Origin of the sequence: Bradyrhizobium sp. B097, assembly GCF_038957035.1 — a bacterium.
GTDB lineage: Bacteria > Pseudomonadota > Alphaproteobacteria > Rhizobiales > Xanthobacteraceae > Bradyrhizobium.
Genome location: NZ_CP152412.1, coordinates 6065845 through 6080752 on the forward strand (window position 1 = coordinate 6065845; position 14908 = coordinate 6080752).

The following is a 14908-nucleotide window of genomic DNA, read 5'->3' on the forward strand; positions in this document are numbered from 1 at the left end:
CCGCGCAAACGCGTTCCGCGTTTGTCGCGAGGGAAAGCCGGTTCCCACTTTTCCGGATCATGCTGCTAGGTACCTGACGCGGCGCGGTCGATGAAGAGGCTTCCCTTCGTCACGATCTGCTCGCCCGGCTTGAGATTGCCGGCGACCTCGACGAGGTCGCCATTGACGAGGCCGGGCTTGATCTGGCGCAGCTCGATGGTCTTGTCGTCGGCCTTCGCGATCCAGACCCGAACCTGATCGCCCTCGTAGATCAGCGCCTGTTTCGGCACGCCGACCGCCGGGTGGTCGCCCTTCGAATACAGCGTCACATTGGCGAACATCTCGGGCTTCAGCCGATTGTCGGCGTTGTCGATGGTGGCGCGGACCAGCAGCCGGCGCGAGGTCGCGTCGATCGCGGCGGCGACATAGTTGACCCGGGCGTTCAGCACCTTGCCCGGCAGCGCCATCACGCTGAAGCTGAGGTCCTGCCCGACCGCGACATTGTCGGCGTCGGATTCGCGGACGAAGGCGATCAGCCAGACCGTCGAGAGATCGCCGATCACATAGACCGGATCGCTGGCGCCGGTCGAGACATACTGGCCGGGACCGGCCTTGCGCTGAACGACGGTGCCGCCGATCGGCGCGAACACCGTCGTCTCCGGATTGAGGCGGCCCTTCTGCTGCAAGGTCGTGATGGCTTCGTCGCCGAAACCGAGGATGTGCAGCTTGTTCTGCGCGGCTTCCAGCAGCGTCTGCGCCGAGCGCGCATCGTTCTGCGCCTGCACCAGCGCCGCCTGTGCAGTCTGATAATCCTTCAGCGGGATCGCCTTGCCCTCGGACAGGTCCTTGGCGCGCTTCTCCTGGATCTGGGCCAGGTCGAGCGCCGACTGGGCCTTGTTGAGGCCGGTCATCGCGGCGACGTAGTCGTTCTGCGCCTGCACGGTGTCGGCCGCTTCGATCACGAACAGCGGCTGCCCCTTCACCACGGTATCGCCCGGCCGCACCAGGAGGCGGGTCACCCGCCCGGTATAGGGCGAGTAGACCGGAGTGGAGCGGTCCTCGTCGATCCCGATCTTGCCCTCGGTTACCAGCTCGGAGCGGAAGGTGTGCTCGGCCACGGTCTGGAAGGTCAGGCTGGCCCACTCGGCGGGCGACGGCGCATAGCGCGTGCCCCCCTTGCGGGACTGGCTGGAGACCTCCGACGGTGCCTGCTTGTCCGAGCCGAAAAGCGTGTAGCCATAGGCGCCCGCGCAGGCGACCACCAGCACCGCAGTGGCCACGAGCAGCCGCGGGCGGCTAAAGCTCTGCATTCTCTTGGTAAACTCTTTCAGCATGCGGTCCGCGGGGTCGATCGTTGCAGCTTCCGGCGGGACAGCCCCAGCGGTGCGCTAATAGTGCCGATTTGGCGTTTCAAACAACCTAAAAATCGCACTTCGGCGGTGCGCGTCGTTAAAGTTGGGATAGCCTGAACGACGGCTGAATGTCTCATCCGGGAAACTCCGGGGCAGGAAACTCGGGAGCAGGAAACTCCGGGGGATGGCTGCCGAGCGGCATGGCCGGGCGGGACCAGTGGGCCGGGGTACGCGACAGGACGGCGGCATGCCGGACCGAACTCAGCGTGCCAAAACCGGACTGAAGCCGCTCGATGAAGGGCAGCACCGCATCCGCCTTCAGGTCCTCTGTGGCAAGGCCCCCTTCGAGGCGGCCGAGATTCCACAGCCAGCGCCCGGTTTGCGCCAGCGACACCCGGACATGCCAGCTGCCGCCCTCGCGCGCCTGGCGGGCCTTGGCCATCATGGCGCCGAACGCCATGAAGTATCCGGTAGCGTGATCGAGCATCTGGGCCGGCAATTCCTTCGGTCCGTCGACGCCGGCGGCCTGCCCCTCCGCATGATTGAAGCCGGTCGTGGTCTGCACCAGCGAGTCGAAGCCGCGGCGGTCCGCCCACGGACCGGCATGGCCATAGGCCGAGAGTGTCACATAGACGATCCCGGGATTGATGCGCGCCGCGTCCTCAGGCGAGAAACCGAGCCGCGCAATCGCCTGCGGGCGATAGCCCTGCGAGAGAATATCGGCCTGCGCCACGAGACCACGCATTACGCCCCGCCCCTCCTCACTGCGCAGCTCGAGAAAGCTCGTCAGCTTGCCGCGGCCGGTGTCGATGGTGAGCCAGGGGATCGCTGGCAGATCGGGGCCGGAGATCAGGAGCACGTCGGCGCCATGCGCGGCGAGCGTGCGGCCGGCGACGGGACCGGCGATCACGCGCGACAGGTCGAGCACCCGGATGCCGGCCAGCGGCCGCTCCCCCGCGGGCCACGGCTTTGGCGCGGCTTCGCCGATCTTCTCGATCGAGATCAGCGGCAGTCGTGCAAGTTCTCCTGCATGCGGCGTCGCTGACCACTCGTCATATGAGCGCATCAAGGCGACGACGCCGCTGGCGGCATAGGCCGCGGTCTCGAACGCCTCGCCGTCCCATTGCAGCAGCGCGGCCTGCACCTCGTCGCGCTCGGCGCTGCAGCCGAGCACCTTGCAGACGGCGTCGCGGTGATGCGGGAAATTGGTGTGCAGGCGGACGAAGCGGTTGTCGCGGACACGGTAGACGCCGGCGATCTTGTCCCAGGCCGGCGGCGGCGGCTTGTCGTCGACCCGCAGATAACGCTCGCTGCGGCATTCGACGACGGCATGGCGCAGGTCGACCGCGACGTCCTGCGGCTCGCCGCTGCGGGCTTTCCAGATCTCGGCCGCCGCAAGGCCCGCCGCGGCAATCGGTACCTGCGCCGCCGCTGCGACCCGAAACGACGACGGCAATTGCGGCTCGCTGCCGGTCAGGGCGACCGCGTCGAGCGCGGACGGCGCGCCGCCGGTGCCGGTCCAGACATCGGAAAGGATTTCACGGATGTCCTGCATGCGCATTCCTGTTTGCGATTATTCTATGCCCGAGCATGATGACAAAATGGCAATGCCCGATCTCAACCCGTATTTGGCATCGTCTTTTCGGAAAACCGTTTCACACTTTTCCGGACCATGCCTTAGCTCTGCCCGACCCGAACAGGAGTTGCAATGGCTGCCATCGATCCCCTCACCGCCGGCGGCGTCTTCCTCGCGACCGCGGCGACCGACGCGGTCTACGTCATGTTCACCTCGGCAGTCGTCGCGCGCAAGCGCGTGCCGGCCGCGACCTGGAGCAGCGTCTGGTACGTGCTCTCCTCCTATGCGGTGATCAGCTACACCGAGAACTGGCTCTACGTCGCCTTCGCAGCCGCCGGCTCGTGGGTCGGCGCCTATGCGTCGATCACCTTCCTGCACCGCCCGCCGGGCGGACCGCCGGTCGGCGCCGCGGTGGAATAGCATGCAGCTGCGGAAGAATTCATCAGCTTGCGAGTGCAGGACCACGTTCAACCGTCGTCCCTGCCTAGTGCGCAATTGCGCACGCGAGCAGGGACCCATAACCACAGGTGATCATCGTTACACGACGCTGTGGCCCCAGCGTCTCGAGACAATCAACATTTGTGGTTATGGCTCCCGGGTCGCGCGGAGCCTGTCATCGGGCGGCGCTTCGCGCCGACCCGTTGGCTTGCCCGGGACGACACCGAATTTGAGCGGGTTGTAAGCTTCGTGTAAGCATTCGCACGCAAGTCGTGGATGAGCACTCTCGCGGCGTGATGCGCCCGAGGTTTTGCTTCGTGTGTCGCCCTCTCTCGAACAGAGGGCGCAGGGAAAGCCGGGTGCCGATCGCACCCATGGGCCCCGAGCAAAAGGTAGAAAGCTCGGGGGTAGGACCACAGGTGTAACCGGAAACAGCCCGGCATTCCCTGCGCGATGGGTTACGGCTTACTTCGTGCTCTCCCCGGCGAGACTGGGCTTTTTTGTCACCGCCTTCGCAACACGCGTTGCATCTTGCGAGAGGACACCTGCCGCTAGGGCGTCAGGACCACACGACTTCACCGTCCGCCTCATGCGCACTCGTCAGTTGCGCACTCGGCGTCCACCGCATCTCGACCCACGTTCGTGACGACCGCGAAGCGCCCCTCGTGTCGGGTGAGACAGGTGCATTGAACATCTGAGTTGGGTCCGGCGTCAAGTTAAATTCTGAAAAGCCGAACAATTTATTGGCGGTTCGTAGGATGGTAGAGCCAACGGGTCCGCGCAAAGCGCGGCCTGATGATAAACTCCGCGAAACCCATCATGGGAGCCGCGGATGGAATTGATGGGTTTCGCTTCCGCCTTCGCTCTTCGAGCTACGGCGGACAGGTCGCTCTACCCATCCTACAATCTTCGTCAGAAAAGCTTCTGCCCGACCGAAGCCTGGCAGAAGCTTCACGTCGCTACTCTCACTTCAACGAAGCCTGGCCGGCGAGCGAGATCACGTTGTCCTGCGCGCCGGAGCCGCCGCTGACACCGATGGCGCCGACGATCTTGCCGTCGACCATCAGCAGATTGCCGCCACGCGAGGCGACGACGTCATCGAGCGTGGTGAGATAGGCGAAATACGGCCCCTTGCCGATCAGCGTTTCGAACACCAGCGTGGGGCGGCGATAACGGGTTGCGGTGCGCGCCTTGTGCTGGGAGACCCCGACCGAGGCATACTGGCAATTGTCCTGCCTCTCGAAATAGACGAGGTCGCCGCTCGGATTGACGATCGCGATGCAGAACGCGTTCCAGTTTCGCTTTTGCGTCTCGGCAACCGCTGCGGCGGCGACCTTCTTGGCGGTCTCCAGATTGATCGGTTCGCCATAGGGCGGCGGCGTCAGGGCATCGGCGACCACGTCATTCGGATTGTCGGGATTGGGCGGCACCTGGGCCAACGCGCCGGTGGCGGTAGCGAGCACCACCCATGCCGCGCCGATGAGCGCAGTGAAATAACGCATGTCATTGTCTCCCCGTTTGATTGTTGTTTTCAGACGCCCTAATGCGATGACCGGGCGGCGGGACGATAGCAATTGATCCGCGGTGCACAAGGCGAGATCGGATTGGGTGCACCGCGATATTCGCTCGGCTACGATGAAAATCGCGTGACGCGAGGGAATATCGAGGTCGCGCGATGCTGCGTGGGTCGCTACAGTCCGCGCGCATCAGAAAGGACATCCGAATGGATCTGGGTTTGAAGGGACGAAACGCCATCGTGCTCGGCGGCACGCGCGGCATCGGGCGGGCCATTGCGGCGACGCTGGCGGGCGAAGGCGTCGGCGTCGCGGTCTGTGCGCGCAATGCCGAGCAGGTTGCTTCCAGCGTTGCCGAGCTGAAGGCTGCCGGCGTGCGCGTCACCGGCGCCGCCGTCGATATCACCGACAGCGCGGCGCTGACATCGTGGATCGCCGGCGCAGCAACCGAATTGGGCAGCATCGACATGATGTTCTCCAATGCAGGCGCGATGGCGCAAGGCGGCGATCCGGCATCGTGGGAGCAGAATTTCCGGCTCGACGTGCTCGGCGCGGTGAACGCGTTCGAGGCAGCGCGCCCGTTCCTCGAAGCGAGCGGCGAGACAACCGGCGATGCGGCCTTCATCATCATCTCGTCGATCTCGGCCGCGCAAGCGGATCGTGCCGGCTCCTACGGCCCGATCAAGGCGGCGCTGGTGCACATGGCGAAGGGACTGGCGCGGCAATACGCGGCAAAGAAAATTCGCGTCAACGTGGTGTCGCCGGGCACTGTGTATTTCAAGGGCGGCATCTGGAACATGGTCGAGCAGAACACGCCGAAGATTTATCAGGACGCGCTGGCCCGCAACCCGACCGGCCGCATGGCGACGCCGCAGGAGATCGCCAACGCCGCGGTGTTTTTGGCGAGCCCGGCCTCCTCGTTCACGACCGGCTCGAACCTCGTGGTCGACGGCGCGATCTCGAACCGGGTGAATTTTTAGGGGGAACACTTCGCCGTCGTCCTGGCGAAAGCCAGGACCCAGGACCCATTACCCCAACTGCCAATTGTGCGCGGCGCTGGGGCTACAATCCCCGCAACAACAAAGTTCGGTGGTTATGGGTCCTGGCTTTCGCCAGGACGACGTTGGGGAGATAGCCGGCTCAACAGCCACCGTCATCGCGCAACGACTAATGGAAATCCCGTGACGGCGGCAGGATGCGGACGTTGCGGGGGTGGCGGATCCTTTGCGGCGAGTTGTCGCCGTGATCGCGGCGGTCGTCGTTAAGCGGCTCGTCGTTGAGCGGCTCGATCAGCGCCGGACCCGCCGGCACCGGATGCTTGCTGCTGAGGGATTCGTTGGCGAGGCCGATCAGATCGTGGGAGCGGTCGGTCATTCGCTGCGCCACCAGATGCGTCACGCCCTCGGGGCTGCTCTGGATGTAGCCCTCGACCAGGATCAGGCGCGCGCCCATCACCTCTTTCCGATACTGCTCCATCACCTTCGGCCACACCACGATGTTGGCGATGCCGGTCTCGTCCTCCAGCGTCATGAACACGACGCCCTTGGCGCTGCCCGGCCGCTGCCGCACCAGCACGACGCCGGCGCAACTGACGCGGCGGCGGTCGTTGCTGCGGTTGATCGTGTGACAGGCGACGACGCGCTCTCTGGTGAACATCTCGCGCAAGAATTCCATCGGATGGCCCTTCAGCGACAGGCGGATGGTCTGATAGTCGGCGACCACCTGCTCGGGACGCGGCATCTCCGGCAGCGGTTTTGCGCCCTCATCCGGCTGCTCGCGCGCGGTGGCGGCCTCGAACAGCGGCAGCGGCACATCGTCGGGCAACCGCCGTACCGCCCACAGCGCCTCGCGGCGGTCGAGCCCGAGCGAGCGGAACGCATCGGCGTCGGCGAGCAGGATCAGCGCGCGCTTGGGGAGAGCGGTGTCGCGGGCGAAGTCCTCCAGCGACGTGAACGGCCGCCGGTTGCGCGCGGCGACGATGCGGTCGGCCCAGTCCAACTCATCTCCGACCGAGGCCGCGCGGGAGGTGGACGGGTTCCCTCCCCCCTTGCGGGGTCCGAGACGAGCGGAGCTCGCTCTCGAGGTTAGGGAGAGGGGTAAGCCGCACGGGCGGTGGTCGTGGCTTACCCCTCTCTCCAACTCTCCCCCGCAAGGGGGGAGAGAGCCCATCCGTTCGTGCCTCCCTGACTCAGGTACGTTTACGCTTCGCGCATTACGCAGCGTCTGCTGCATCCGCTTCAACCGCTCCTCGTCCTCATCCAGCCAGTGAAAGCCGTCGATCTGGCGGAAGCCGAGCCGCACTGCGCAATGCTTCCCGTCGCGCTCCTCCAGCGTGTTCTGCGCAAAGCTGAAGGAGACATCGACCTCGCGCACCGTGACGTCGTTGTTGCGGGCGTCGCCGACGATCTGCGCCGGGGCATAGAAGCCCATCGGCTGCGAGTTGAGCAGGCCGCAGCAGAACGCATCGGGATGATGGTGCTTCAGCCATGAGGAGATGTAGACGAGTTGCGCGAAGCTCGCGGCATGGCTTTCCGGGAAACCGTAACTGCCAAAGCCCTTGATCTGATCGAAGCAGCTGCGGGCGAAATCCGGATCGTAGCCGCGCGCGACCATGTTGCCGACCAGCTTCTCCTCATAGCTGCCGATGGTGCCGAGGTTGCGGAAGGTCGCCATCGAGCGGCGCAGGCCGTTAGCTTCTTCCGAGGTGAAATGTGCCGCCTCGATCGCGATCCGCATCGCCTGCTCCTGGAACAACGGCACGCCGAGCGTCTTGTGCAGCACGTTGTAGAGCTCGTCCTTGTCACCCTGGTCCGGCGCCGGCGCTGGATAGCTGACCTTTTCCTGGCCGTTCCGCCGCCTGAGATAAGGATGCACCATGTCGCCCTGGATCGGACCCGGACGCACGATCGCGACCTCGATGACGAGATCGTAGAAGGTGCGCGGCCTCAAGCGCGGCAGCATGTTCATCTGGGCGCGGCTCTCGACCTGGAACACGCCGAGCGACTCGCCGCGGCACAGCATGTCGTAGACTTCTTTTTCGTCCTGCGGGACCGAGGCGAGCTCCCAGCGCTCGCCCTTGTGGTCATCGATCAGGTCGAAGCATTTGCGGATGCAGGTCAGCATGCCCAGCGCCAGCACGTCGACCTTCATCATATGAAGCGCGTCGACGTCGTCCTTGTCCCATTCGATGAAGGTGCGGTCGTCCATCGCGGCGTTGCCGATCGGCACATAGGTGTCGAGCCGGTCCTGGGTCAGTACATAGCCGCCGACATGCTGCGAGAGATGGCGCGGAAACTCGATCAGCTCGGTGGCGAGCTCGACCGCGAGGTTGATCATCGCGTTCTTCGGGTCCAACCCGGCCTGCCGCACCTGCATGTCGTTGAGGCCCTTGCCCCAGCTGCCCCACACGGTGTCGGCGAGCGCCGCGGTGACGTCCTCGGTCAGCCCGAAGGCCTTGCCGACGTCGCGGATCGCGCTGCGCGGTCGATAATGGATGATGGTGGCGATGATCGCTGCACGGTGGCGGCCATAGCGGCGATAGACATACTGCATCACCTCCTCGCGCCGCGAATGCTCGAAATCGACGTCGATGTCGGGCGGCTCCAGCCGCTCCTTGGAGATGAAGCGCTCGAACAAGAGATCGACCTTGGTCGGATCGACCGAGGTGACGCCGAGCACGTAACACACCGCCGAATTGGCCGCCGAGCCCCGCCCCTGGCACAGGATGTTCTGGCTGCGCGCATAGTGCACGATGTCGTGCACGGTGAGGAAGTAATGCGCGTATTGCAGCTCGGCGATCAGCGCGAGCTCCTTGTTCAGGGTGGCGCGAAGTTTTGCGTCAATCTCGCCGCCGAAATATTTGTCGACGCCGGCCCAGGTCAAATCCTCCAGATGCTGCTGCGCGGTCTTGCCCGGCGGCACCGGCTCGTCGGGATACTGGTATTTGAGCTGGTCGAGCGAGAAGGAGATGCGTTTCGCAAAGCGCATGGTCTCCGCGATCGCGTCCGGCAGATCGCGGAACAGCCTGATCATCTCATGCGCCGGCTTGAGATGCCGCTCGGCATTGGCCTCGAGCCTGCGGCCGACAGCCTCGATCGTGGTCTTTTCGCGGATGCAGGTCAGCACGTCCTGCAGCGGGCGGCGCGCAGGATGGTGATAGAGCACCTCGTTGGTGGCAAGCAGCGGCACGCCGGCGTCAGTGGCGAGGCCATGCAGCCGCGCGAGGCGGCGCCTGTCGTCGCCGCGATAGAGCAGGCTTGCGGCCAGCCAGACGCCGTCGGCGGCGCTGGCCTTCAATCGCGCGAGCAGATCAAGCGCTTTCTCCTCTTCGAAACGATGCGGCAGCGCCAGCACCAGAAGCTGGCCTTCGGCGAAATCGAGCAGATCGGACAGAGTGAGCCGGCAGTCGCCCTTCTCGATGCGTTCGCTGCCGCCGCCGCGCTTGCCGCGGGTGAGCAATTGGCAGAGCCGGCCATAGGCGGCGCGATCGCGCGGATAGACCAGGATATCGGGCGTGCCGTCGATGAAGACGATGCGGGCGCCGATCAGAAGCTTGGGCGGATGGGCGACCTTGTCGCTGTCGAGCTCCTTCCAGGCGCGCACCACGCCGGCCAGCGTGTTGTGATCGGCGAGCCCGATCACGGGAATCCCAAGTTCGCTCGCCTGATGCACATAGGCGCGCGGATCGGAGCCGCCGCGCAGGAAGGAGAAATTGCTGGTGATGCCGATCTCGGCATAATCGGGTAGAGGCGCGCTCATGCGAACAGCCCGTGCACATACCAGTTGGCCGGGACCGGCTTGCCTTCCTCGTCGCGCAGCTCGCTCTCGTAGAGGCCGTCGCGAAAGATCCAGAAGCGCTGGCCCTCGGCATCCTCGACGCGGAAGTAATCGCGCGTCAGCGCCGCGCCGTCCTGCTTCCACCATTCCATCGCGATGCGCTCGGGGCCCTCGACCCGCACCACCGCATGCAAGGCGCGCCGCCAGGTGAACTGGTGCGGCGGGCCGTCCGGCACACTCGCGAACGGCACCTTGATCGGCTCGGGCCGCTCGAACAGCCTGAGCGGCCGCAGCGGCGGCTCGCCGGCGACGCGCTCCGGCCAGGCGGCCGCGCTGGCCGCGGCCAGATGATGCTGCGCCGGCAGCGCCAGCGCAGCGCGTTCGGGGATGTGGCTCTCCAGCGGCAGATGCACGACGACGCGTTTGCCCCCGATGCGGGCGGCGATGCGGTCGATCAGCGCCGAGATCTCGTCATTGTCGTGCACCGTGGTGTCGAGATCGCGCTGCTGCTGCACCACGATTTCGGTACGCCCCGCGGCGAGGCGAATGAGATCGAAGCCGAAGCCGGGGTCGAGCGGATCGTTGAGCGCATCGAGCCGCTCGCGGAACAGGCGGTCGATCATCTCCGGCCGCGTCACCGGCCGCCCGGTCTCGACCATGATCGCGCGCACCGCGCCGTCGGTGCGGAAGAAGCTCGCTTCCAGCTGCCGCGCGCCCTTGCCCTGCTTGTCCATCGCCGCAACCAGCGTCTTGGCAAGGCTTGAGAGCGTCAGCGCGATCACGGTGTCGGTCGCGATCGGCTCGGGGAAACGCTTCTCGACGATGTAATCGGGCAGCGGCTTGCGCGGACTGATCGGGACATCGCCCCGCCCGAGCGCGTGGCCGAGCAGGGTCGTGAAATCAGCGCCGAACCGCGCCGAGATCTCATGCGGCGCGCGCGAGGCGACATCGCCGATGGTCTTCAGGCCGGCGCGGCGCAGGCCGGTGGTGATTGTGGCATCGGCGCCGAGCGCCGACACCGGCAGCGGGCCGACCGCCTCCGCCTCTGCGCCATCGGCGATGATCTGCCCCGAGGTATAACGCGTCAGCGTGCGCGCCGCGATCGAGGTGCCGGCAATCGCCGCGCTGACGGCAAAGCCGCGCCGGCTCAGCGCATTGGTCACGATCTGCAGCAGCGCGCGCTCGCCACCGAACAGATGCGCGCAGCCGGTGATGTCGAGAAACAGCCCGTAAGGCGGATCGAGCGCGACCAGCGGCGTGAAGCGGTCGCACCAGTCGGCGATGTCATTCAGCGTCTTCAGATCGGCGGCGGGGTCGGCGTCGTAGACCGTAAGCTCCGGGCAGATCGCCCGCGCATTGGCAAGCGGCAGCCCGATCGACAGCCCGGCCCGCACCGCCGCCTCGTCGATCGCATGCAACAGGATCGCGTTGTGGTCCTTTGCGACGACGACGCTGGGGAGTTTTTGCACTTGCAGAAAGCGAGGTTCTTTCTTCGCCTCTCCCGCTTGCGGGGGAGGCCGGATCGCATCGCGAGATGCGATCCGGGTGGGGGCTCTCTCCTCAGCGGGACTCGTGGCGAGACCCCCACCCCAACCCTCCCCCGCAAGCGGGAGAGGGAGCCCTACCACCGCCCGTGTGTCGGTTGGCACAACGGCATGCGCATCAGCTTGCGAGGCGATGTCCTGCGCGCGCTTGCGCTTGATGCGGTCGATGGGTAGGCGTGGCAGCCACAGGCTGAGGATACGCCGACGGTTCACTGAATTGGCACTCATCACACTTCCATTCCATGATCCATCGCCCGACCGGGCCATGACGATTGCGCACGAGTTCGGCCTCGAAGCGCGGCGCGCCCCAGGCGCTTGCGGCATGGCCGGGCGGCGAATGCGCCGCGCGCACGATCCAGCGCGTCTCCGCGGTCGAGGGGATCGGAGTCGCCGCGATCCGCAACACCAGCGCGGTGACGCCGGAGGCTTGCGCGGCCAGGGTCAGTTTGCGGCTGGCGACGAGATCGAGCTGGCGCGCATCGCCCCAGATTTCCAGCACGACCGCGCCGAGCGCATCGCAGGCGAGCGCGTCGGCCGCGGTGCGCAGGCCGCTGTCGACATCGGCGGCACGCACGGTGACCAAGAGGCGCGGATCGAGGCCGAGCTCGGCAAGCCCGCGCATCGACAGCGCGCCGTTTTCGCGATCGGAAAAATCCTGCCGCACCCAGACCAGCGGCTTGCGCGCTGACACCCGTCCGGCGAGCCCGGCGATGAAGCCGGTCGCCGCGCCGCCTTGATGACCGGCCGCGAACACCTCGTGCAGCGCGGCCGGTGCAAGCCCGCCGCGCAGCATCGCGTCTGCGCTCGTGTGTCCAAGCGCGATGCGGTTCCGCATCGCTGCCTCCGATGGCGCCTCGATGCGCGCGATGCTGCCGCGCAGAGACGCAAGCGTACCCGTGCGTGCGCCGTTCATTGCGCCGCTCCTTCCCAACCAAAATTTGAGGCCGTCACTGACCAGAACAGAGAACCAGGGACTGGCTCATTTGTTCATGATATGTTCTAATATAAAGCTAACAGGGCCCGCGGAGTCAATCGGATTGGTGAGCTCATCGATTCATGAATGAAATCAATGGGATTCAGCAGCCGCCGAAGCGGAAACGGAGCAATCGCATGCGTATCATCGTGCTCGACAACGACACCGACTTCGAGGGCTGGCGCAAGGCCGCGCGGCGATTGGCGCTGAATGATGTGAAGCCTGCGGAGGTCACGTGGACCGTACGCAAGGACGACGAACTCTCGTCAGCCTCCTGCGTGAATGACTTGCCCGATGCGCCACAGGCGCGGTTCAACGTGACAGCCATTTTCGTCGAGCTCGCAAAGACCGCGATCCTGCATCGCAATGACACGCGCTTCTCCCTGCTCTATCGCCTGCTCTGGCGGCTGCGCAGCCACCATGATCTGCTCAGCGCGACTGATGATCCTGATGTGGCCGAGGTCCACGCGATGGCGCGCGCGGTCTATCGCGACATCGACAGGATGCACGCGCAGCTCCGCTTCCGCGAGATCGGCCGCGAGCGGACGGCGCATTATGTCGCCTGGTTCGAGCCGGAGCATCGCATCGTCGAGTTCGCCGCACCTTTCTTCGCCGGCCGCTTCGCCGACATGCCGTGGTCGATTCTGACTCCCGACGTCTGCGCGCATTGGGACGGGCACGCGATCTCGATCTCGCCGGGCGTCGCCAAATCCGAGGTGCCGAGCGAGGATCGGCTCGAGGAGGCCTGGCGGCGTCATGACAACGGCCTCTTCAATCCCGCGCGGCTGAAAGTGATGGAGACGCCGCAGGCCTATTGGAGGAACCTGCCCGAGGACTCGATCATCAAGCCGCTGATCGAAGACGCCATGCGCATGACCAGCGGCCCCTTCATCGCACGCAAGGCGGCCGAGCCGCGGAAGCCGCAGGATGAGCCGATGGCCCGTAAGCAAACTCACGACACGCAAGCGCACGACACGATTGCTGCCTTGCGCGAAGAGGCCGCCGATTGCCGCGCCTGCCCGCTATGGAAGGACGCAACCCAGACCGTGTTCGGCGAAGGGCCGCAAAGCGCGACGCTGATGCTGGTCGGCGAGCAGCCCGGCGACAAGGAAGATCTCGCAGGCCATCCCTTTGTCGGACCGGCCGGGCAGATGCTCGATCGCGCGCTTGAGGACGCCGGCATCGCGCGCGCCACGGTCTACATCACCAACGCGGTGAAGCATTTCAAATTCGTGCCGCGCGGCAAGATCCGGCTGCACCAGAAGCCGGGCACACAGGAGATCCGCGCCTGCCGCCAGTGGTACGCGCGCGAGCTCGACGCCATCAGGCCGGAACTCGTGGTGGCACTCGGCGCCACCGCAGCGCAGAGCGTGCTCGGCAAGATCACCCCGATCAACAAGAACCGCGGCCGCCTCATCGATCACGACGGAACCAAGGTGCTCGTCACCGTACATCCGTCCTACCTGTTGCGGCTGCCCGACGAGAAAGCCAAAACGCTGGAATATCAGCGCTTTATTGACGACCTGAAAATTGCCGCAGATCAGTTGCGTAGTTCGGCCCGCGCGGCCTGAGTTGCGCCAATCCGGCGGAACCAGGGACAACACTTCAACGTGAAATTGTTTCTGGACGCTGACAAAAACCTACAACCTTTAATTGATCCGTGGTACTGTGACGTGTTCCATAGGTATCGGGCGTCATGTTCACGCCATGACGTACCTGAGGCGGGCGCGCTGCGCGGTTTGCTAGCCCCAATCGTGCGGCGCGCCACCTCATCTCGCACTCCCCTCCTCACTCACCTGCTCGCAGCACGCGCCGGATGGCTGGTGACTAGCGTCGTGGGCGTCCGGGTAGAGACATGTAAATATCCTCTAAGCTTTTGATCGTTGAGGATTGGCCGACGGGGCGTTGCTCAGGTCGTTTCGTGCGTCCCGTATGATGGCAAAGGACGACTGCAGAAACAGAGCGGCAATGACGACCGCCACGACCAAGTCGGGCCACGGCGTTTGCGTCCAGGCAACCAGCAGCGCGGCGATCACGACCGCGACGTTACCGATGGCATCGTTGCGGCTGAACAGCCACACCGCACGCACGTTAGCGTCCCCGTGCCGGTGCGGAAGGAGCACCACCGCAGCCATCACGTTCACGACAAGTCCAACGAGGGCGAGTATCCCCATCAGCTGAGCTTCCGGCTCATGCTGCACCACCACGCGATAGGCCGTCACGACGAGAACTCCGGCTCCCAAAATGCCCAAGAAGATTCCCTGTAGCAAAGCGGCCTTGGCGCGCGCCGCCAACCCCCAGCCCACCGCGACCAGTCCCAGAAACGAGATCACGCCATCGCCGATGAAATCGAGCGCATCGGCCTTCACCGATTGCGAGCCGGCGAGGAAGCCGCCGACGATCTCGATGACGCCATAGCCGGCATTCAACAGAACCACGATCCAAAGGGCACGCTTGTAGGCCGGCGACACATGCGAGAGGTCCGGTACCTTGTCGTCCTCGTCTGCATCGATGCGCGCGAGCCGGTAGCCGAGCCCGGTGATCGAGCGCTCGACCTCGAGCAGCGGTGCCGTCCCGTCTTCCGTCCGAAGGGTCATCTCCTGGGATGCGATCGAAACCCTCGCATCCCGCACGCCAGCGACCGACCGCGCCGCGGCTTCGACCTTGGCAGCACAGGCCGAGCAATCCATGCCCGTGACGCGGTAGCGCACGGCTTCGGCTATGTCGGTCTTCGTCATTCGCATATCCTCGCATCG

Annotated in this window: 10 protein-coding genes; 3 read left to right on the plus strand and 7 right to left on the minus strand. The window is 65.4% G+C overall.

Annotation, left to right across the window (positions count from 1 at the left end):
• Window positions 1–65: 65 nt before the first annotated feature.
• Complete coding sequence (locus tag AAFG07_RS28340) at window positions 66–1313, minus strand: efflux RND transporter periplasmic adaptor subunit (RefSeq protein WP_342723083.1); 1248 nt, start codon at window positions 1311–1313, stop codon at window positions 66–68.
• A gap of 151 nt (window positions 1314–1464) precedes the next feature.
• Window positions 1465–2886 (minus strand): CoA transferase, encoded by a 1422-nt coding sequence (locus AAFG07_RS28345; RefSeq protein ID WP_342723084.1) that lies wholly within the window; start codon window positions 2884–2886, stop codon window positions 1465–1467.
• Window positions 2887–3039: 153 nt separating this feature from the next.
• Between AAFG07_RS28345 and AAFG07_RS28350 the strand changes: the two genes are divergently transcribed.
• Window positions 3040–3327 carry a hypothetical protein gene (locus AAFG07_RS28350; protein ID WP_050626238.1) on the plus strand — a complete coding sequence of 96 codons (288 nt, stop codon included), beginning with the start codon at window positions 3040–3042 and terminating at the stop codon, window positions 3325–3327.
• Between the two features lie 983 nt (window positions 3328–4310).
• Here the strand turns inward: AAFG07_RS28350 and AAFG07_RS28355 are convergent.
• Window positions 4311–4847 carry a heme-binding protein gene (locus tag AAFG07_RS28355; protein WP_342723085.1) on the minus strand — a complete coding sequence of 179 codons (537 nt, stop codon included), beginning with the start codon at window positions 4845–4847 and terminating at the stop codon, window positions 4311–4313.
• A gap of 221 nt (window positions 4848–5068) precedes the next feature.
• On the opposite strand from AAFG07_RS28355, the gene AAFG07_RS28360 reads away from it, so the two are divergent.
• Window positions 5069–5839, plus strand: a complete 771-nt coding sequence (locus tag AAFG07_RS28360; RefSeq protein WP_342723086.1) for an SDR family oxidoreductase — start codon at window positions 5069–5071, stop codon at window positions 5837–5839.
• Between the two features lie 187 nt (window positions 5840–6026).
• Here the strand turns inward: AAFG07_RS28360 and AAFG07_RS28365 are convergent, their stop codons facing one another.
• From AAFG07_RS28365 to AAFG07_RS28375, 3 genes are all read right to left on the minus strand, one after another.
• A complete protein-coding gene (locus AAFG07_RS28365; protein ID WP_342723087.1) occupies window positions 6027–9617 on the minus strand; it encodes an error-prone DNA polymerase in 3591 nt (1196 codons plus the stop codon).
• Window positions 9614–11110: a DNA polymerase Y family protein gene (locus AAFG07_RS28370; protein ID WP_342729267.1), complete on the minus strand. Its 1497-nt coding sequence runs from the start codon at window positions 11108–11110 to the stop codon at window positions 9614–9616. The genes AAFG07_RS28365 and AAFG07_RS28370 overlap by 4 nt, the downstream gene beginning before the upstream one ends.
• Window positions 11111–11297: 187 nt before the next feature.
• Entirely contained in the window at window positions 11298–12092 is a 795-nt protein-coding gene (locus tag AAFG07_RS28375; RefSeq protein WP_342723088.1) for a DNA repair protein, read from the minus strand.
• Between the two features lie 197 nt (window positions 12093–12289).
• Between AAFG07_RS28375 and AAFG07_RS28380 the strand changes: the two genes are divergently transcribed.
• A complete protein-coding gene (locus AAFG07_RS28380) occupies window positions 12290–13723 on the plus strand; it encodes a UdgX family uracil-DNA binding protein (RefSeq protein WP_342723089.1) in 1434 nt (477 codons plus the stop codon).
• Window positions 13724–14020: 297 nt separating this feature from the next.
• On the opposite strand, the gene AAFG07_RS28385 is transcribed toward AAFG07_RS28380, so the two are convergent.
• Window positions 14021–14890: a cation diffusion facilitator family transporter gene (locus AAFG07_RS28385; RefSeq protein WP_342723090.1), complete on the minus strand. Its 870-nt coding sequence runs from the start codon at window positions 14888–14890 to the stop codon at window positions 14021–14023.
• Between the last annotated feature and the right edge of the window lie 18 nt (window positions 14891–14908).

What these genes read in the sequence shown, in the direction of transcription:
- AAFG07_RS28340 (WP_342723083.1), bottom strand. Translation starts at nt 1,313, where the DNA reads ATGCTGAAAGAGTTTACCAAGAGAATGCAGAGCTTTAGCCGCCCGCGG.
- AAFG07_RS28345 (WP_342723084.1), bottom strand. Translation starts at nt 2,886, where the DNA reads ATGCAGGACATCCGTGAAATCCTTTCCGATGTCTGGACCGGCACCGGC.
- AAFG07_RS28350 (WP_050626238.1), top strand. Translation starts at nt 3,040, where the DNA reads ATGGCTGCCATCGATCCCCTCACCGCCGGCGGCGTCTTCCTCGCGACC.
- AAFG07_RS28355 (WP_342723085.1), bottom strand. Translation starts at nt 4,847, where the DNA reads ATGCGTTATTTCACTGCGCTCATCGGCGCGGCATGGGTGGTGCTCGCT.
- AAFG07_RS28360 (WP_342723086.1), top strand. Translation starts at nt 5,069, where the DNA reads ATGGATCTGGGTTTGAAGGGACGAAACGCCATCGTGCTCGGCGGCACG.
- AAFG07_RS28365 (WP_342723087.1), bottom strand. Translation starts at nt 9,617, where the DNA reads ATGAGCGCGCCTCTACCCGATTATGCCGAGATCGGCATCACCAGCAAT.
- AAFG07_RS28375 (WP_342723088.1), bottom strand. Translation starts at nt 12,092, where the DNA reads ATGAACGGCGCACGCACGGGTACGCTTGCGTCTCTGCGCGGCAGCATC.
- AAFG07_RS28380 (WP_342723089.1), top strand. Translation starts at nt 12,290, where the DNA reads ATGCGTATCATCGTGCTCGACAACGACACCGACTTCGAGGGCTGGCGC.
- AAFG07_RS28385 (WP_342723090.1), bottom strand. Translation starts at nt 14,890, where the DNA reads ATGACGAAGACCGACATAGCCGAAGCCGTGCGCTACCGCGTCACGGGC.